At 54.9% G+C, this 18,916-nt stretch carries 14 protein-coding genes; 10 read left to right on the top strand and 4 right to left on the bottom strand.

The features are described 5' to 3' along the window. From flgJ to EHO01S_RS12865, 5 genes are all read left to right on the top strand, one after another. A partial coding sequence (gene flgJ / locus EHO01S_RS12890; protein ID WP_024524343.1) for a flagellar assembly peptidoglycan hydrolase FlgJ occupies positions 1 to 652 on the top strand: 652 nt, incomplete at its 5' end. 182 nt (positions 653 to 834) lie between these two features. Then, positions 835 to 2,493, top strand: coding sequence for a flagellar hook-associated protein FlgK (flgK, locus tag EHO01S_RS12885; RefSeq protein ID WP_024524342.1), 1,659 nt, complete (start codon positions 835 to 837; stop codon positions 2,491 to 2,493). Positions 2,494 to 2,507: 14 nt separating this feature from the next. Continuing rightward, complete coding sequence (gene flgL / locus EHO01S_RS12880; RefSeq protein WP_024524341.1) at positions 2,508 to 3,473, top strand: flagellar hook-associated protein FlgL; 966 nt, start codon at positions 2,508 to 2,510, stop codon at positions 3,471 to 3,473. A 347-nt stretch (positions 3,474 to 3,820) separates the two neighbouring features. Beyond that, positions 3,821 to 4,408: a reactive chlorine resistance membrane protein RclC gene (rclC, locus tag EHO01S_RS12870; RefSeq protein ID WP_024524340.1), complete on the top strand. Its 588-nt coding sequence runs from the start codon at positions 3,821 to 3,823 to the stop codon at positions 4,406 to 4,408. Positions 4,409 to 4,472: 64 nt separating this feature from the next. Next, complete coding sequence (locus EHO01S_RS12865; protein WP_024524339.1) at positions 4,473 to 5,327, top strand: cysteine hydrolase family protein; 855 nt, start codon at positions 4,473 to 4,475, stop codon at positions 5,325 to 5,327. Positions 5,328 to 5,404: 77 nt separating this feature from the next. On the opposite strand, the gene EHO01S_RS12860 is transcribed toward EHO01S_RS12865, so the two are convergent. From EHO01S_RS12860 to pncB, 4 genes are all read right to left on the bottom strand, one after another. Then, positions 5,405 to 6,598: an amino acid aminotransferase gene (locus EHO01S_RS12860; protein WP_024524338.1), complete on the bottom strand. Its 1,194-nt coding sequence runs from the start codon at positions 6,596 to 6,598 to the stop codon at positions 5,405 to 5,407. A 236-nt stretch (positions 6,599 to 6,834) separates the two neighbouring features. Continuing rightward, entirely contained in the window at positions 6,835 to 7,938 is a 1,104-nt protein-coding gene (gene ompC / locus EHO01S_RS12855; RefSeq protein WP_024524337.1) for a porin OmpC, read from the bottom strand. Positions 7,939 to 8,261: 323 nt separating this feature from the next. Next, the gene (asnS, locus tag EHO01S_RS12850; RefSeq protein WP_024524336.1) at positions 8,262 to 9,662 is read right to left on the bottom strand and encodes an asparagine--tRNA ligase; all 1,401 of its coding nucleotides are present in this window, start codon (positions 9,660 to 9,662) and stop codon (positions 8,262 to 8,264) included. A 208-nt stretch (positions 9,663 to 9,870) separates the two neighbouring features. Then, positions 9,871 to 11,076, bottom strand: a complete 1,206-nt coding sequence (gene pncB / locus EHO01S_RS12845; protein ID WP_024524335.1) for a nicotinate phosphoribosyltransferase — start codon at positions 11,074 to 11,076, stop codon at positions 9,871 to 9,873. A 402-nt stretch (positions 11,077 to 11,478) separates the two neighbouring features. On the opposite strand from pncB, the gene pepN reads away from it, so the two are divergent. The 5 genes from pepN to EHO01S_RS12820 all read left to right on the top strand — a co-directional run bounded on the left by pepN (position 11,479) and on the right by EHO01S_RS12820 (position 18,903). After that, positions 11,479 to 14,097, top strand: a complete 2,619-nt coding sequence (gene pepN, locus EHO01S_RS12840) for an aminopeptidase N (protein ID WP_024524334.1) — start codon at positions 11,479 to 11,481, stop codon at positions 14,095 to 14,097. Between the two features lie 164 nt (positions 14,098 to 14,261). Beyond that, entirely contained in the window at positions 14,262 to 14,660 is a 399-nt protein-coding gene (locus EHO01S_RS12835; protein WP_024524333.1) for a VOC family protein, read from the top strand. Positions 14,661 to 15,012: 352 nt separating this feature from the next. Continuing rightward, the gene (dcuC, locus tag EHO01S_RS12830) at positions 15,013 to 16,380 is read left to right on the top strand and encodes a C4-dicarboxylate transporter DcuC (protein ID WP_024524332.1); all 1,368 of its coding nucleotides are present in this window, start codon (positions 15,013 to 15,015) and stop codon (positions 16,378 to 16,380) included. Positions 16,381 to 17,304: 924 nt separating this feature from the next. Further along, positions 17,305 to 18,264 (top strand): nucleoside hydrolase, encoded by a 960-nt coding sequence (locus EHO01S_RS12825; RefSeq protein WP_024524331.1) that lies wholly within the window; start codon positions 17,305 to 17,307, stop codon positions 18,262 to 18,264. 24 nt (positions 18,265 to 18,288) lie between these two features. Then, positions 18,289 to 18,903, top strand: coding sequence for an ECF transporter S component (locus EHO01S_RS12820; protein WP_024524330.1), 615 nt, complete (start codon positions 18,289 to 18,291; stop codon positions 18,901 to 18,903). Positions 18,904 to 18,916 lie beyond the last annotated feature (13 nt).

The following is an 18,916-nucleotide window of genomic DNA, read 5'->3' as shown; positions in this document are numbered from 1 at the left end:
TCAGCCGGCGATCCCCGCCAGTGTCGGGGTGGCACCGCTAGCGTTGGATGGCGAAACCATCAACAGCATGCCGGTAGCGGCGTTGGCGCAGGTGATGCGCCGCGCCATGCCGCGTATTCCGCAGATGGGGTCGCCGCTGCCACAGCCTAACAGTAACGGTGAGTTTATGGCGCAATTGAGCCTGCCAGCGCAACTGGCCAGCCAGCGGAGCGGGATCCCGCATCAACTGATCATGGCGCAAGCGGCGTTGGAGTCGGGGTGGGGGCAACGTGAGATCCCGACAGCACAGGGGGGCCGTAGCTATAACCTGTTCGGCATCAAAGCCGGTAAGAACTGGAATGGCCCGACGACCGACGTCACCACCACCGAGTATGAGAACGGCGTGGCAGTGAAAACGCGTGCCCGCTTCCGGGTGTACGGCTCCTACTTTGAGGCGATCAACGATTATATCGGTTTGCTGACCAGCAATCCGCGCTATGCCGCGGTAGTCAATGCCGATACGCCGGAGCAGGCGGCTCACGCCCTACAACGCGCCGGGTATGCTAGCGACCCACACTACGCCAGCAAGTTGGTGCAGTTAATCGGCCAGATCAAACAGGCCGGGCAGCGGGTGGTACAGGCGTATACCCACGATCTGGCGAACCTGTTCTGATGTGTAGCGCGCCGTCTTGAACGTGTCCCAGCCGCGGGGCGCCTTCAGCGACGAAGCGTGCCGCGCACCAGGGAGCGGCGGGGGAAAAAGATTCAAGTTTTCTCCCGGTCTGCCGATAGAGAAAATAACAGTAAAAGCCTGTCGTTCCTGGCGGCGGGCTTTTTTAGCGTATAGGAAACCGCATGGCCAACTTAATCAATAACGCAATGAGCGGACTGAGCGCCGCGCAGACGGCGCTGGCTGTCACCAGCAATAATATCAATAACGTGTATACCGCCGGTTATAACCGCCAGAGCGTCAGCTTTGTCGAAAACAACGGCACCAGCACCCCGGCCGGTTTCATCGGCAACGGCGTGGTGGTCAGCGGGATTAACCGCGAATATAACCAGTTTGTCGTGAATCAGCTGCGTCAGGGGCAGAGTACACTGGCGACCACCACGACCTACCATCAACAGATTTCACAGATTGATGATCTGCTGGCCGATAGCACCAATAGCCTGTCCGCCAACATGCAGAACTTCTTTAAAAACCTACAAAACCTGGTCAGTTACCCGAGCGATTCTGCGGCTCGTCAGACGGTAATATCCAATGCTAACGGCCTAACTGCCCAGTTTAAGAGCACCGATGCCTATTTGCGTAACCTAGAAAGCAACGCAAATCAAACGGTGAGCAATAACGCCGAGCAGATCAACGACTATGCCAAGCAGATAGCCCATCTGAATAACCGCATCTCCGAGTTGACCGGGGCCAGCGGCGGTACCGCACCGAATGATCTCTTGGATCTGCGCGATCGGATGGCCAGCGAACTGAATCAGATCGTCAATGTCGATATCAGCATGCAGGACGGGGCGATGAACGTCTCGTTTGCCGGTGGTCTCTCGCTGGTACAGGGCGGGGACGCCTACAGCGTGAAGGCGGTACCGTCCAGCAGCGATCCATCACGTACCACGCTGGCTTACGATCGTGGCAATGGGTTGAGCGAGGTGCCTGAAGCGCGTATCAGCGGTGGCAGCCTGGCCGGTGTCTACCGTTTTCGCAGTGAGGCGTTGGATAACACCCGTAACCAACTGGGGCAGATTGCGCTGAGCATGGCGAATGCCTTCAACCAGGTGCAGGCGGAAGGGGTGGATCTCAACGGCGATAAGGGCGGTGATCTGTTCGGTTTCGCACAACCGGAGAGCCTGTCTAACCGGAATAACACCTCTGATGCCTCATTGTCGGCCAGCTACGATAATATCGCCGAGGTGCAGGCCACCGATTACCGCGTCGACTTTAAAGGCGGCAAGTGGAATATCACCCGTCTGGCCGATGGTAGTCAGCAGACCGTTGCGCCGGTGACTGAGGGCGGGCAGCAGGTGCTGAAGTTTGATGGCTTAAAGGTCAACATCAGTAAAACGCCAGCGGATAACGACAGCTTTAAGCTGCGTACCACCTCGACCGTGGTTAGCGGTTTCGAGGTCAAGATTAGCGATCCGGCGAAGATCGCTGCCGCGAGTCTGGCCTCGGGTAGCGGTAAGGATCCTGAGGTTGGTGACAACACCAACGCACAAAAAATGTTGGATTTGCAAAATAAAAAACTGGTCGGCGGTAAGGCGACGCTGAGCGGCGCCTATGCTGGCTTAGTGGGAACGATCGGTAACCAGACCAATAGCGCCAAGGTTGACAGCAAGGCACAAGAGAATGTGGTGAAGCAGTTGACCAAGGTACAGCAGTCGGTCTCCGGGGTGAACCTGGATGAGGAGTACGGCGATTTGGTACGTTTTCAACAGTATTACATGGCGAATGCGCAGGTCATCCAGACTGCCACGTCGATGTTTAATGCGTTGCTGGATATTCGATAAGGGGACATTCCGCCATGCGTCTAAGTACCAGCATGATCTATCAGCAGAATATGAATGGCGTTCTCGATGCCCAGTCCGAATGGCAGCGCATCGGCGCGCAGATGGACAGCGGTAAGCGAGTGATCGTTCCCTCGGACGATCCGCTGGCCGCCTCTCAACTGGTTGGCCTGAACCAGGCTAAGTCGATGAACGAGCAATATGGCATGGCCCGAGGTTATGCCCGCCAGAGTACCTCGATGGAAGAGAGCGTCTTACAGCAGGTAACCAACGTCTTGCAGAATGCGACGCCGGTCTTGGTTGACGGGATGTCCTCCGGTACCAAGAGCGATGATGACCGTGCGGCGATTGCCACTCAGTTGGAAAGTATGCGCGATCAACTACTTAATCTGGCGAACAGCACCGACGGCAATGGGCGTTACATCTTCGCCGGTTATAAGAGCGATGTGGCCCCATTCACCAAAGATGGCACCGGGGCGGTGGCCTATAAGGGGGGCAATAAGGCATTGACCCAGCAGGTGGATGCGGCGCGTACCATGACCGTCAGCCATACCGGTAAACAAGTCTTTCTGACGGCCTCCAGCAACCCGATCAAAGAGCCGGATGGCTCGGTGAATAACGATATTTTCTCCTCCTTGCAGCAGGCGATCACGGCCCTGAAGACCCCGTTAGCGGGAGCCGATGAGGCCACCAAGCAGAAAGTGGTCGATGGTTTGGATTCCGCCAACCGTGGCCTACGCAATTCATTGAATAATGTCTCGCAAGTACGCGCGGAGCTGGGGACGCAGTTGAATGAGCTGGATTCGCTGGATGCCATCGGCGATGAAAATGCCATTACCTATAAGACCCGGATCAGCAATGTACAGGATGTGGACTGGACACAGGCCGCCAGTGAGTACGCGTTGCGTCAGGTCTCGTTGCAGGCTTCTTATAAGGTCTTTTCCGATATGCAGAGTATGTCGCTGTTCCAGATGGCGCGCTAAGCGTTCGCACCACGGATGACAGCGCAGACGCGGCCTTGGGCCGCGTTTTTTTTGCTGCTTACACCCGATGAGGCCCGCGGCGCGCTAACGGCCATCGGCGCAGTGCGTCGTACGCGTATCGGTCAGTGTTGAGGGGGAGCGGCGTAGGGAGACGGTAAGCACAGACGTGAGGGTAACCGGTGTGGCGCTTCGCTGGCACGTCGCATGGCATGAAAAGAGTGGGAGTGATCACAGCCAAGCCGGCCTGAGACGGGGACGCAACAGGCTGAGACGTAATCACATGTTGTTACTTCCGCGCCTTGGGTATAACGGATGAGGTTTATTTATCCCCTTAAGGAGCTCCTCTTATGTCGACACTTTACCAGCGCTTAGCACATCAACAGGCGCTTGCGGCCACGCTCTGTCGCCTGGCTATCGCCTTGGTCTTTCTTTGGATTGGTCTGTTGAAGTTTATTCCTTATGAGGCCGATAGCATCGTGCCTTTTGTCGCCAATAGCCCGTTCATGTCCTTCTTCTATAACGATCCGGCTAATTATGCTCAGTTTATGAATCACGAAGGCGAGCTGATCGAGGCGAATCGGGCTTGGCATCAGGCCAATAACACCTACGGCTATTCCACGGGGCTGGGAGTGATCGAGGTGCTGTTCAGTCTGTTGATCCTGGCACACTACATTTCGCCGCGTATTGGCTTCTGGGGCGCGACACTCGCCTTTCTGACCCCCTTCGTCACCCTGACGTTCTTGATTTTTACGCCGGAAACCTGGGTGAGCGGCGCGGACGCCCATACCGGATTCCCCTATCTCTCCGGTGCCGGGCGGCTGGTGTTGAAAGATGTGATCATGCTGGCAGCCGCCTTTGTGGCGATGGTGCATTCGGCCCACTGTATCGCCAGCGCATCCCGTCCAAGCCAGGTGCCGCTACGCGCCCCGGCATGAGGGCCTCCTCGCCAATGCCGGGGAAACGTTCGCACACCATGACCTATCACCATAAGGAAAGCGTATGAAACAGAATCCAGCGTTACAGTCGCAGCCGGAACAGCCAATGGCGCGTCGCGCCGCGATCGGTAAGGGGGTCAGGCTAGCGGTCGCCGGGGTAGGCTTGGCGGCCGTGGGGCCGACGTTGGTGCAAGCCGCCAGCGGCGAAACGGGTAAGGCCGATCCCTATGCGGAGCCGAAGGAGTATGGTTTGCCACGCCGCGGAGTCAACTTGCAGAAGTCACAGGTGGCGTTGGTGGTGGTTGATCCCCAGGTCGACTTTCTCAGCCCTAACGGAGTCGGCTGGGCGGTGCTGAAAGAGAGCGTGACGCAGAATAATACCGTCGCGCATCTGGAGGCGTTGTTGCGCCAAGCTAAACGTCAGGGGATGCTGGTGGCGGTTTCCCCTCATTATTACTATCCCTACGATCATCAATGGCAATTCGGCGGGCCGGGCGAGCACTTTATGCACAACAGCCATATGTTTGATCGCCAGGGGCCATTGACGCTGGAGGGATTCAGCGACTCGGGGGCGGATTTTATGCCGCAGTTTAAACCCTATATCTTGGATGGCGAAACCATCATCGCCTCACCGCATAAGATCTTCGGCCCAGAAAGTAATGATTTGGTGCTCCAGCTGCGTAAGCGTGGGATCTCGCAGATCCTGCTGGCCGGGATGGCCGCTAACCTGTGTATCGAATCGCATTTACGCGAGTTGGTGGAGCAGGGCTTCGAGGTGGTGGTGGTGAAAGATGCTACCGCGGGACCGCGTGCCCCAGAGGGCGATGGCTACCAGGCGGCATTGATCAACTACCGTTTCATCGCTAATGATCTGTGGACGACGGCGGAAACACTCAAGCGCATGGCGGCCTTGGGCTAATGGCCGGAAGGCCAAACATGGGGTAGAAAAACGGCGGGGCGCCCTGTGACGGCCCGCCGTATGCGTGCTTGTCGCGCTTATTTCAGCACGGCGACGATGGCTTCACACAGCGGCGCCATGTTGTCCGGCGTCATGCCGGCGACGTTGACGCGCCCGGAGTTGACGGCGTAAACCGCGAATTCTTCGCGTAGGCGGCCGACTTGCTCCTTGCTCAACCCGCTGAAGGAGAACATGCCATTCTGGCGAGTGATAAAGCTAAAGTCCTGTTCGGCCCCTTTCTCTTGCAGGGTGTTAACGAATAGGTGGCGCATGCGCTGGATCCGTTGGCGCATGTCGGTCAGCTCTTGTTCCCACATGGTGCGCAGCGCGTCATCGCCCAGGATGGTGGCGACGATGGCACCACCGTGCGCCGGCGGATTAGAGTAGTTGGCTCGGATCACCGCCTTGATTTGGCTGAAGGCGTTGGCGGCGCTACCGCTGTCGGCGGCGATCAGGGTACAGGCACCGACACGCTCGTTGTACAGGCCGAAGTTCTTCGAATAGGAGCTGCAAACGATCAGTTCGTCGTGGCGCGCGGCAAAGATGCGCAGTCCTAGCGCGTCCTCCTCCAGACCGTTGGCGAAGCCTTGGTAGGCGAAGTCGAACAGCGGCAACCACCCGTTGCAGCGCGACATCTCGGCCAGCATCTCCCACTGCTCAGCTGTCGGGTCGATACCGGTGGGGTTATGGCAGCAGCCGTGGAACAACACCACATCGCCAGGCTGGGCCTGAGCCAGGCTCTCTTGCAGTGCGGCAAAGTCTAGGCAATGGTGTTCGGCATCGTAATAGGCATACTCACGCACCTCGAGGCCGGCGGCGGCGAAGACGCTCTTATGGTTCGGCCAACTGGGATTGCTGACCCAGACACGTTTGGCGCAGGTTTTGTTTGCCAGGAAGTCGGCGGCGACGCGCAGCGCACCGGTACCGCCCGGCGTCTGGGCGGCGTGCGCCCGGTTAGCTAAGAGAATCGGGCTCTCCTGACCCAGCAGCAGCTCCAGCGTCCGCTGGCCGAAGGCGGCGATGCCATCGATACTCAGGTAGTTTTTGCTGGTTTCATGCTCCAGCAGATACTGCTCAGCTTTTTTTACGCTGGTTAGTACCGGGGTATTACCACTTTCGTCTTTGTAGACGCCGATGCCTAGGTTGATTTTATGCGGGCGCGCATCGGCGCGAAACAGGTCGGCCAGCCCCAAGATTGGATCGGCGGGTGCAGCAGGGATGTTTTCAAACATGCGAGAGCTTCCATGTGTCCAGTTTAAGCCAGTGAAACGACAGATTACCGCTATGGGCAACCCTTGCCAACCGTTTGGCTGAAAAAGACGATAAAGTGGCGCTCAAGGGGAAGATGGCGGAATTAATGCTGTAAAAACAATTAGCAACGGCACATATTCAGACGGAGGGTGCCATAAAAAAGCAGGGCCGTAGCCCTGCTCTTGATACGCTTACACAGCCTGAGGCCGCGTCGAGATTAGAACTGGTAGATCATACCAACGCCAACGATATTGTCGGTGCTGATACCGTTGGTTTTGTAGAACTGGTCGTTGCTATCCAGCAGGTTGATCTTGTAGTCAACATAGGCGGACATGTTTTTGTTGAAATAGTAGTAGGAGCCCAGATCCAGGTATTTAACCAGATCTTTGTCTACGTTAGCCTTATCACCCAGTTGCTTGCCTTTAGACTGCAAGTAGGCGATGGACGGACGCAGACCGAAGTCGAACTGGTACTGAGCCACGGCTTCGAAGTTCTGGGTCTTGTTAGCGATACCATTGTCACCGTACGGGGTCATGTTCAGGGTTTCGGCGTACATGGCGGCTACGTAGACGTTGTTGGCGTCATACTTCAGACCGGCGGTCCAAGCCTGAGCCTTGTCACCGCTAGCGATGAGACCGCCAGCGCGTTTCTGATCCAGGGTACGGTTAGAAGAAGAGAACGCCGCTGCGGCGCTTACGCCCCAGCCGATGTCATAGGAGGCAGACATACCGAAGCCGTCGCCGTTCTGTTTGGATTTACCACGGTTATCGTTGTCGTTTTTACCCTGATACTGCAGGGCAACGTTCAAACCGTCAACCAGACCGAAGAAACCGTTGTTACGGTAGGTAGCCACGCCATTGGTACGGCCGGTCATGAAGTTGTCGGAGTTGGCGTAGGTATCGCCACCGAAGACCGGCAGCACGTCGGTCCAGGCTTCGACGTCGTAGACCACGCCATAGTTACGGCCGTAATCCAGGGAGCCGTAGTCGGCGTATTTCAGACCGGCAAAGCCCAGGCGGGTCTTGTTGCCTTCCTGACCGATAGTTGGGTCGCTGCTTTCAGAGTTGTTGGCCTGGAAGTTGTATTCCCACTGGCCGTAACCGGTCAGTTCGCTGTTGATCTGGGTTTCGCCTTTGAAACCAAAGCGGGCATAGGTAGCATCGCCGTTGTCACCCGCATTGGAGCTGAATGTGTGACGGGCGTCGACTTTACCGTACAGGCTAACTTTGTTGCCGTCTTTGTTGTACATCTCAGCCGCGTTGGCCGCGCCAGCAACCAGCAGAGCCGGGATTACCACTGCAAGAATATTGCGTTTCATCATTGTTACCCTCATTGGTTTTATTTTTTTGACACCTGCCACTGCCTAATTTGATCCCGTTGGGACTTTTTTTAACCCCCTGCGGAACTAAGCTAGAGAGTATGGTGTCTTCCTGTGTCTGGATGGCAGTGTTCCATCCACACCGATGATAATCCACCAGCAAAATGATACAAATATATTATAGCGGTAACATAATGAAATAATGTGTATCAAAATGTAAAAATCAGGGAACTTTGTGACAGAAGTCTAAGTTTAAAAAAGAGGGGGTCAGCGTAGCCGACCCCCTCTTTTGTTAGCGAATTGTAATGCGTTGATGCTGCGTTAGATCAGAATGTTGCGTTACGCGGGGTGCGTGGGAACGGGATAACGTCGCGTACGTTCTGTACTCCGGTGACATAGGCCACCAGACGCTCGAAGCCTAGCCCGAAACCGGAGTGTGGCACGGTGCCATAGCGACGCAGATCGCGGTACCACCAGTAATCTTCTTTCTTCAGCCCCATCTCATCCAGACGCTTGTCCAGCATATCCAGACGCTCTTCACGCTGTGAACCGCCGATGATTTCGCCGATCCCCGGTGCCAACACGTCCATCGCGGCGACGGTCTTACCATCTTCGTTCAGGCGCATGTAGAACGCTTTGATATCTTTCGGGTAGTTCTTCACCACCACCGGTGCTTTAAAGTGCTGCTCGGCCAGGTAGCGCTCATGCTCGGAGGAGAGATCGACGCCCCAGAACACCGGGTTTTCGAACTGCTTGCCACAGGTTTCCAGGATGGTAATGGCATCGGTGTAGTCCACCTGGGCAAAATCAGAGGAGACAAAGCGCTGTAGGCGATCAATGGCGTCTTTATCCACCCGCTGGGCGAAGAAGGCCATATCGTCGGCGCGCTCTTCCAGCACCGCGTTGAAGACATACTTCAGCATGCCCTCGGCGACGCCGGCGATGGCGTTCAGATCGGCGAAGGCGACTTCCGGCTCAACCATCCAGAACTCGGCCAGGTGACGGCTGGTGTTGGAGTTTTCGGCGCGGAAAGTCGGGCCGAAGGTATAGACCTTGGAGAGCGCACAGGCGTAAGTCTCGCCGTTCAACTGACCGGAAACGGTCAGGAAGGCTTCGCGGCCGAAGAAGTCTTCGTTGTAGTCCACCTTGCCGGCGGCATCACGCGGCAGGTTTTCCATATCCAGGGTAGAGACACGGAACATCTCGCCGGCACCTTCGGTATCGGAGGCGGTGATCAGCGGGGTGGAGACCCAGAAGTAACCGTTCTCATGAAAGTAGCGGTGGATAGCCTGCGCCAGGGTGTGACGTACGCGAGCGACGGCTCCGATCAGGTTGGTGCGCGGACGCAGGTGGGCCACTTCACGCAGGTATTCGATGCTGTGGCGCTTGGCCGCCATCGGATAGGTGTCCGGATCTTCAACCCAGCCGACCACGCGGATGGTTGACGCTTGCAGCTCGAAACTCTGCCCCTCGCCCGGCGAGGCTACGACGCGACCGCAGACTTCCACGGAGCAGCCGGTGGTCAGGCGCAACACTTCATCTTCATAATTCGGTAGAGAATTATTCACGACGGCCTGTAACGGATCAAAGCAGGAGCCGTCATAGACGGCGAGGAAGGAGATACCAGCTTTAGAATCTCTCCGGGTACGTACCCAGCCACGAACGGTGACCTCAGTGTCTACCGCCACGCGGCCTTGCAGTACGTCGACTACAGGCACTACGCTCATAGATTTCTCTCTTTATAGTGATCTTGATTGACAAATAACCTTGTCCCCTCATAGATGAAGGGCATGATGCTATGTTACTTGTCATGCAAACAGACACAAGCGGAATTAAGCCCCACCGAGGTAACTTTTTCGTGTCATTGCCCCCAAGTAGGGGATTGGCGGAGGGAACCCGGTGCCGCGCCGAGCGGCGGCGCACCGGGGAGGGGGATCAGCTGGCGCGTTTGACCAACGGGAGATCGAAGGCCTTACGCAGCGCCTTAACGAAGGCTGCATCCTGGCAGATGGTCTTACCTGGGCTATCGGAGAGCTTGGCGACCGGCTTGCCGTTGCACTCCACCAGCTTGATGACGATATTCAGCGGCCGTACGCCAGGCAGGTCACAGGTCAGGTGGGTGCCGATGCCGAAGCTGAGGCGGATACGGCCGTGAAAGTGGCGGTAGAGCGCCAAAGCCTTCGGCAGATCCAGACTATCGGAGAAGACCAGCACCTTGTCGCGCGGATCGATGCCCAACGTCTCATAATGGGCGATGGCCTTCTCGCCCCAGGCGATCGGATCTCCCGAATCGTGGCGTAGCCCCTGGTAGTGGCCGGCGAACTGGCTACCAAAGTCGCGCAGGAAGGCATCCATGGTGATGCAGTCGGTCAGGGCGATCCCCAGTTGATCGGGGTACTCATCCAGCCAAGATTGCAGCGCCGCGCGCTGGCTGTTGGCCAGTACCGGGCAGATCTGTTGGTGAGCCTGGAACCATTCATGCGCCTGGGTGCCTAACGGCGCCAACCCCATTTGTTTGGCAAATAGGTAGTTGCTGGTGCCGCTCAGGTAGGGGAACTCCTGCTGTAGGGTCGTCAGGATGGCCTGATGCACCGCCCGCGAGAAGCGCCGCCGGGTGCCGAAGTCCATCAGACGGAACCCGCTCAGATCGATATCGCGGCTCAACTGGTGAAATGCCGCCAGACGGCGCTGCAACTGTTCAATGGCGATCTGCGGAGTGATCTGCGGCGAGCGATGACGATGCACCACTTCACTGATCACCGCCAGCAGCGGGACTTCCCACAGGATCACCTCACGCCAGGGGCCGCTGATGCGGATGTTCAGCCGCCCGCCATCGTTACGGATGACGACCTGCGCCGGGTCGAGGCGCAGGGTTCGCAGCCAATCAAGGTAGTCACGCTGGAAGAAGGGCAGCGTTGCCAGATAGTCATATTCATCTTGGCTTAGGCGCAACTGCCCCATCAGTGCGACCTGGCGGGCTATCTCGTCGGCGTATTCCCCCAGCAGCTCGTCGCCACGGCAGCGAAACTCCGCCGCTACGCTGACATTGCGGTAACGGTGGAACACCGCCTGTTGCATATGCAGTTTATAGGCGTCGGTGTCCAGCAGCGAAGTGATAATCGGGGAGACATCTTGAGTCATGGCGCGTTACTGCATCCTCGTCAGGGATTAGTGACAAAAGTCGAAGGAGTATACCTAGTTTAGACGCAGAATGAACCGATAATCTACGCAAACGGCGGCTGATAGGTTGCGGATTGGGCGCTGGTTCGGTTGTGCGCGGGGCGAAAATCGGTGTGTTATAAGGGGCATGCGCTCTGCGGCGCGTAGGCAGCATAGCATTCTGAGCGCGTTATAGCGCCGCATGTGGCTATATAGTATGGAACAATCCTATCGCACAAGATATGCTGCGACGATGAGGGGTGTGGCGTCGCGCTGCTCGGCGCCCGCACAGATCGCGTAGGTGGCGGGGAGGCATCCCGTCTCGATGGGGCGCGGAGCATCCGCCCACTGCCGCCCAGCCAAAGACAGTCAACAAGGGTAGCTATGACTCAACAACCACAGGCGAAGTATCGCCGCGATTATACAGCGCCGGATTACACCATCACCGATCTGGACTTGGATTTTGCCCTCGATGCCGAACTCACCACGGTGACGGCCATCAGCCAGGTCAAACGGCTGGGGAGCCCGGGAGCGCCGTTGGTGCTGGATGGTGAGGCGCTGACCCTGCGCTCGCTGGCCGTGGATGGCTTGGCGTGGAGCGACTACCGGATTGACGGTAATCAACTGATTATTCAAGGACTGCCGTCCCAATTTACGCTGACGATCGTCAACGAGATCCATCCGGCACAAAACAGCGCCCTGGAGGGGCTGTATCAGTCCGGTGAGGCGCTGTGTACTCAGTGCGAGGCCGAAGGGTTCCGCCATATCACCTATTATTTGGATCGTCCCGATGTGCTGGCCCGTTTCCGGACGCGCATCGTGGCGGATAAGGCGCGTTATCCTTATTTGTTGTCGAACGGTAACCGTGTCGATCAGGGGGAGTTGGCGGATGGCCGCCACTGGGTACAGTGGGACGATCCGTTCCCCAAGCCCTGTTATCTGTTCGCGCTGGTGGCCGGTGACTTCGATCGGCTGAGCGATACCTTTATTACCCGTAGTGGGCGTAGTGTCGCGCTGGAGCTGTATGTCGATCGCGGTAATCTCGATCGCGCCGACTGGGCGATGACCTCATTGAAGAACGCCATGCGTTGGGACGAACAGCGTTTCGGGTTGGAGTACGACCTGGATATCTACATGGTCGTGGCGGTGGACTTCTTTAATATGGGGGCGATGGAGAACAAGGGGTTGAACATTTTCAACGCCAAGTTCGTGCTGGCCAAGGCGCAGACCGCGACCGACAAAGATTACCTGAATATTGAATCGGTGATCGGCCATGAATATTTCCATAACTGGACTGGGAACCGCGTGACTTGCCGCGACTGGTTCCAACTGAGTCTCAAAGAGGGGTTGACGGTATTCCGCGATCAGGAGTTCAGTTCTGACTTAGGCTCGCGCGCGGTCAATCGTATCGATAATGTACGCGTGTTGCGCGGAGCTCAGTTCGCCGAGGACGCTGGCCCGATGGCACACCCGATCCGCCCGGAGCAGGTCATCGAGATGAACAACTTCTATACCCTGACGGTGTATGAGAAGGGGGCCGAGGTGATCCGCATGCTGCATACCCTGTTGGGCGAAGAGAAGTTCCAGGCCGGGATGCGTCTCTATTTTGCGCGTCACGACGGCAGCGCCGCGACGTGCGATGATTTCGTGCAGGCGATGGAGGATGCCTCGGGCATCGATCTGACGCTGTTCCGCCGCTGGTATAGTCAGTCCGGTACACCGTTGTTGACGGTGCGCGACGAATACGATGCCGCACAACGCCAGTATCGTCTGTATGTCACCCAGAGCACGCCAGCGACGGCGGATCAGCACGATAAGCAGCCATTGCACATTCCGTTAGATATTGAGCTGTACGATGCCGATGGTCAGGTGATCCCGTTGGTGATGGATGGGCAACCGGTCGGCAACGTCTTGAGCGTCACCGAGGCGGAACAGAGCTTTGCCTTTGATAACGTGCCGCAAGCACCGACGCCGTCGTTGCTGCGTGAGTTTTCCGCTCCAGTGCGGCTGGAGTATCCCTATAGCGATCAGCAACTGACCTTCTTGATGCAGCATGCCCGTAATGATTTTGCCCGCTGGGATGCGGCGCAGATGCTGTTAGCTAAATATGTCCGTCTGAATGTCGCGCGTAGCCAGCAGGGGCAGCCTCTGTCGCTGCCCGAGCATGTGGTGACGGCCTTCGGCTGCGTACTCGCTGACGAGCAACGGGATGCGGCGTTACGCGCTCAGATCCTGACGCTGCCCACCGAAGTGGAAATGGCCGAGTTGTTCAGCCAGATCGATCCCGAAGCCATCGCCCAGGTTCATCAGGCGATGACCCGGCTGCTGGCGCAACAACTGGCCGGGGCGTGGTTGGCGGCCTATCGGCAGAACGCGACGCCGCGCTATCGCATCGAGCATGGCGATATCGCCAAGCGCGCGCTGCGCAATGTTTGCTTGCATTACCTGGCCTTTGCGCCCGATGTGGCGCAGGCGGATGCTTTAGTCAGTGAGCAGTATCGTCAGGCCGATAACATGACCGATGCACTCGGCGCCTTGTCGGCGGCGATGGCGGCGCAGTTGCCATGTCGTGAGGCGTTGATGGCCGAGTTCGATCAGCGCTGGCATCAGGATGGGTTGGTGATGGATAAGTGGTTCACCCTGCAAGCGACCGCGCCGGATGATGATGTTTTGACGCGGGTGCGCCAATTGCTGCATCACCGCGCCTTTACCTTAAGCAACCCGAACCGGACCCGCGCGTTGGTCGGCGCTTTCGCCCAGTTGAACCCGCGCGCCTTCCATGCTCCCGACGGCTCCGGCTACGCCTTCCTGGCGGAGATCTTGCGCGACTTGAACCGCCGCAATCCGCAGGTCGCTGCTCGCATGGTCGATCCGTTGATCCGCCTGAAGCGTTACGATGCGGAGCGCCAGGCGTTGATGCGTCAGCAGTTGGACGCGTTGCTGGCGCTGGATAATCTTTCCGGCGATCTGTATGAGAAGATCTCCCGGGCGCTGGCATCCTGATTGTGGGATGAGGACTGCCTCTTGACCTACCGGCTCTCGGAGCCGGTATTTTTTTGCTGCCAGCGAGGTGTGCGCCGCCAAGACTGGGGGCGACGCCTTCGGGGTATGTCGGGTGAGACGGCGACAGCGATGAATATCGGGCGCGTTGTATCATGAGGTGAGTGATGCTAATTACAGGAATCGATCACGTGGTGATCACCGTGGAAGATGTCGAGCAGACGCTGGCTTTCTATGTCGATGGACTCGGAATGACGCTGGATGAGCGTAACGATCGCTTGGCGTTGATCTTCGGTAACCAGAAGATCAATATCCATCGTCGTAAGGCGGAATTTACCCCGGCCGCACGTCAGGTGACTTACGGTAGTCTGGATATTTGCCTGTTAGCGCAGGGCGATATCCAGCAGATTAAGCAAGAGTTGGCGGGGCGAGGGCTGACGATTGAAGTGGGCGTGGTGCCGCGGACTGGTGCGCGAGGGCCGATCGACAGCCTGTATCTGCGCGATCCGGACGGCAATCTGATTGAGATTAGCGTATATCAATCATCGCTACCGTCAGAGGCGTAGCGCTCTGCTTAGCCCGGCGAATAGGCGTAATGGTGATGGCTTGCCTGGCGTTTACTAGTCGGCGCATAAGCTGACGCGACCGCTGATGCTGACGGTGCTCTCCCCGTCAGGCATTAGTGCAGGCAGAATGCGGGGGCCGCCTATCCTATGAACAGTCTGGGCCTGTTATCGCTGTAGGCTGTTTCTTGCGCATTGATTAAGCCTATTTTTGCTTAGATTAATACTATTAACACGATTTACATTGACGACTTTCGTCTACAGCCAGAATAGTCTGTTTATCCTTTTCCTTTTTCCTCCTGTCATCGTCGCGCCTGTTGCTACCGACCCTATTGGTCATAAGGAGACATGCGCCATGCTGACACTGTTTATTGCTGTCACTACCGTCATTCTGGTGGTGTACGGCCTGCTAAAGGGGGGATATCCCCAGGCTATTTTGTTACTGGGGGGCGTTGTCCTGCTATTTTTTACCGTACTGCTGCGGGATACCCCGCTGATGGCCGCCGAGCAAAGTAGCCACTGGCGCTATTTTGATATCTTCTATCTTATTAATAGCGTAATGAGTAACCGGTTGGCCGGGATAGGGCTGACCATTATGACGATCTCCGGTTTTGCCCGTTATATGGATCATGTGGGAGCCAGCCACGCCCTGTTTGCCATTTTTGAACATCCACTGAAACGCATCCGCTCGCCCTATCTGTTACTGGTGCTGGGTTTTTTGCTCTCCCAGATATTGGTGCTGTTTATTCCCAGCCACTCCGGCCTGGCACTGCTGTTGATGGTGACGCTGTATCCCATCTTTATCCGCTGTGGGGTCACTAAGCTGTCGGCGTTGGGGGTTATCGGTTGTGCCCAGTTTATCGATCATGGTCCCAGCGGGCCGGTCATTTTGGCAGCTCAACTATCGGGAATGGATCCGGTTATCTATTTTGTTCAGCATCAGTTACCTGTTACCTTGCCGGTTATCGCTGCCGTGGCACTGAGTCATTATGTGGTGCAGCGTTGGTGGGATAGGCGCGAAGCCGCGGCACGATTAACGCTACCCGTTGCGGACGAGGAGGGGGAGAGGCCCGTACCGCCACGGCCTCCGCGCTGTTATGCCCTGCTGCCGGTATTGCCTTTGGCGCTGATCATCACTTTTAGTCCGTTGTTTGCCTCTCCGGTGCGTATTTCCATCGTAGCGGCGATGCTGATCAGTACGCTGACCGCCATGTTATTTGAACTGCTCCGTCTGCGACAACCGCACCAGGTCTTGGGCAGCCTGATGATCTTTATTGAAGGAATGGGGAAAGCCTTTGTATTGGTTGTTTCACTGATCATTTGTGGTGAGGTTTTTGCCAATGGATTGATTAAAATCGGCGCCATCGAAGCCCTGACGCAGGGGATGCATCAGGCAGGGTTTGGCGTCGGCACCATGATCGTGGTGATGAGTTTCCTGCTTGCGCTGGCGGCATTTCTCATGGGATCCGGTAATGCGGCATTTTTCCCGTTAGCGGGTATTGTTCCTGATATTGCCAGTGCGTTGCAGGTGGAGGTGATCACCCTGATGTTGCCCATGCAGATAATGACCAGCTTTGGCCGTACCGTCTCGCCGATTACCGCCGCTATCGTGGCTATCGCCGCCATCGCTGAGGTATCCCCCTTGCAGGTGGTGAAGCGTACTGCGATCCCCATGGCGGTCGCTGCCGCCGTTAATCTGGGATTGAATTTGCTGTGGTTGTAGCGGGTGGTTCAGAGGGAGGCACAGATGGGTAATGTTTAGCCGTGTCTGTGCCATAACCCGATCCAGCGCGGCCTTCCGGTAAAGCGCTCAACTGCGTATGACGATTACTGTCGTTATGGCGTGCATGCATACCATGGCGAGTAAGCTGGCAATAATCGAAATAGCGCTAAAATAAGTTATCGTTAACTCCCTTGATAGTGCATCAATATATGCTGAAATAAAATGAGATAACGCTAAGACAATAACTATACTGCTACCCTTGGGTTAGTCTGCTCAGCAATCTCGTCGTTGCTTACGGATTGTAGACTAATACCATGACCTCAGCATGCTTATTATCTTATGGTTTTATTGTTATGTAAATTGATAGTATTCAGGTTTAAATATTTTAATGATTGATAACATAATCTAGCGACATTAAATAAACCACTCTCACAATAACATTGCAAAAATTGAGGAAATTTAGCAGTTGCAGTCACTATTTTCATCAAATATAAGCCTAATCATAGCCGTAGATAGCGGATCTCCCGTTATGCTATAACCTGTTAAATCAGGTTTATTCAGCATGACTTAAAAGCATATATTCAAAATATAAAATCATTCGACACACTAGCGTGCCATAGATAGAAAAAAGACAAATTTACTCATTGCTGGTGATGTTTTTCGCTTTACACACTGAGTAATTTATCATATGTTGAGCGAGTTGGCTTAAATTAATTTAAATATCTTACCCATATAAATAATAGATATAATTAATTTTATATTCAACACACTAATCTGGGTATCATCCCTTAATGATATACATGATTTTATACTATAAGCTTAAAATCACGACAGTTGATATAAATCCATCCCGTCATTAGATATAGCGATGATGCCAACATCCCACATAATAAATAGTATCTTGAATAAGAGACGAGGTAATATATGGAAAGACAACCGATCATCATTGACTGCGATCCCGGCCATGATGATGCTATGGCCATCTTGTGGGCGCTGGCCTTTCCTCAGCTTGAGTTAAAGGCGGTCACTACCGTTGCAGGAAACACATCTATTGATAAAGTCACTAATAATGCTATTAAAGTATTAACTAAGGCGCGACGAGAAAATATTCCCGTCGTAATGGGTGCGGCAGAGCCTTTGGTTAGAAGTTTGTTAGAGGGGAAGACGGGGTTGCTCTTCCACGGTGCCAGTGGCTTGGATGGACCACTTCTACCTGAAAATGGGTTTGCTCCCTATCCCGGCCATGCCGTTAATTTTTTAATTGAACTTATTGAAAAAAGTGAAGAAAAAATAACGATTATCGCTACGGGGCCCTTGACCAATATTGCCCTATTGCTCAAGATGCGCCCCGATCTCAAATGTAAAATAGCCCTAATTTCCCTGATGGGGGGAGGGGCTCGACGGGGTAACTGGACGCCAGCCGCGGAATACAATATATATGCTGATGTTGAAGCAGCTTACATAGTTTTCCACTCGGGTATTAAAATTCTGATGGCCGGCCTGGATGTAACTCAAAAAGCCTACATCACTCGGCAAGAAAATGAACTGCTACGCGCGAAGGGAACGGAGCTTGCCTGTTTCGTAGCCGAACTGATTGATTTTTTCAGTAAAAGCCACTACGAAATAGAAAATTTCCCCGGCTGTACTCTGCACGATCCCACGGCCGTTGCCGCAGTAGTACATCCTGAATGGTTTACCATCCAGACATGTTATGTTGATATTGAAATGGATGGTGCGTTAACCAAAGGAATGACTGTTGTGGACGATATGAATTACCTGGAGAAACTCCAAGGAAAGGTGATGGAGAAAAATGTCAGTGTCATATTCGATCTTGACCGCGAAATGTATATACACAACTTTATTGAATCGATCAGTAAATTATAACATAACTACTAATAGGTATCTATCATGGACAAGATGGCATGGCACTTTGATAAGTTGACACTCTTTCTTATTCCTATCGCTGTAGGTATTAATTTTATTGGTTATCAGTTATTCTTTGTCATATTAAAAACGCCTTTTACCTGTGATGCTATCGGTACTATCTTGATCGGTGCGCTGTGTGGCCCGCTTGCTGGCGCAACGGCGGGGTTAGTCACCAATGCCATCAATGCCATCACAAATCCAACCTCACTGTTTTATGCCATCCTTAATGTACTTTTTGGTATCGCCGCTGGCCTTATCGCCAGGCGTGGTGGCTTTACTAGTATCTGGCGAGGTGTACTCGCCTCGTTAGTTTTTTCATTTATTGGCGGTGTCGGCAGTATCTTAATCGGTTGGCCACTATTTGGTTTCGATTTTTATGGTTCAACACCACAAATACTGATCGCAATTCCCCTTTATGAGGCGACACATCTTGCCAAGTTTCTCTGCGCCATGATCGCCAGTCTATTAATGGATATCCCAGATAAGATCATCGCCTGTGTTGCTGTCGTCGCCATTATCATGGCGCTCCCCATACGTTATTTAGTGAAATTGCCAAATGGGAATATTTTTATTAATAAAGAATATATTGCTGACTAGTTGTTCAGCCACC

Source organism: Edwardsiella hoshinae NBRC 105699 = ATCC 33379, assembly GCF_000474215.1.
GTDB classification, from domain to species: domain Bacteria; phylum Pseudomonadota; class Gammaproteobacteria; order Enterobacterales; family Enterobacteriaceae; genus Edwardsiella; species Edwardsiella hoshinae.
Note: the sequence above shows the minus strand (reverse complement) of the source record. Positions and strands in the feature narration are given on the sequence as shown.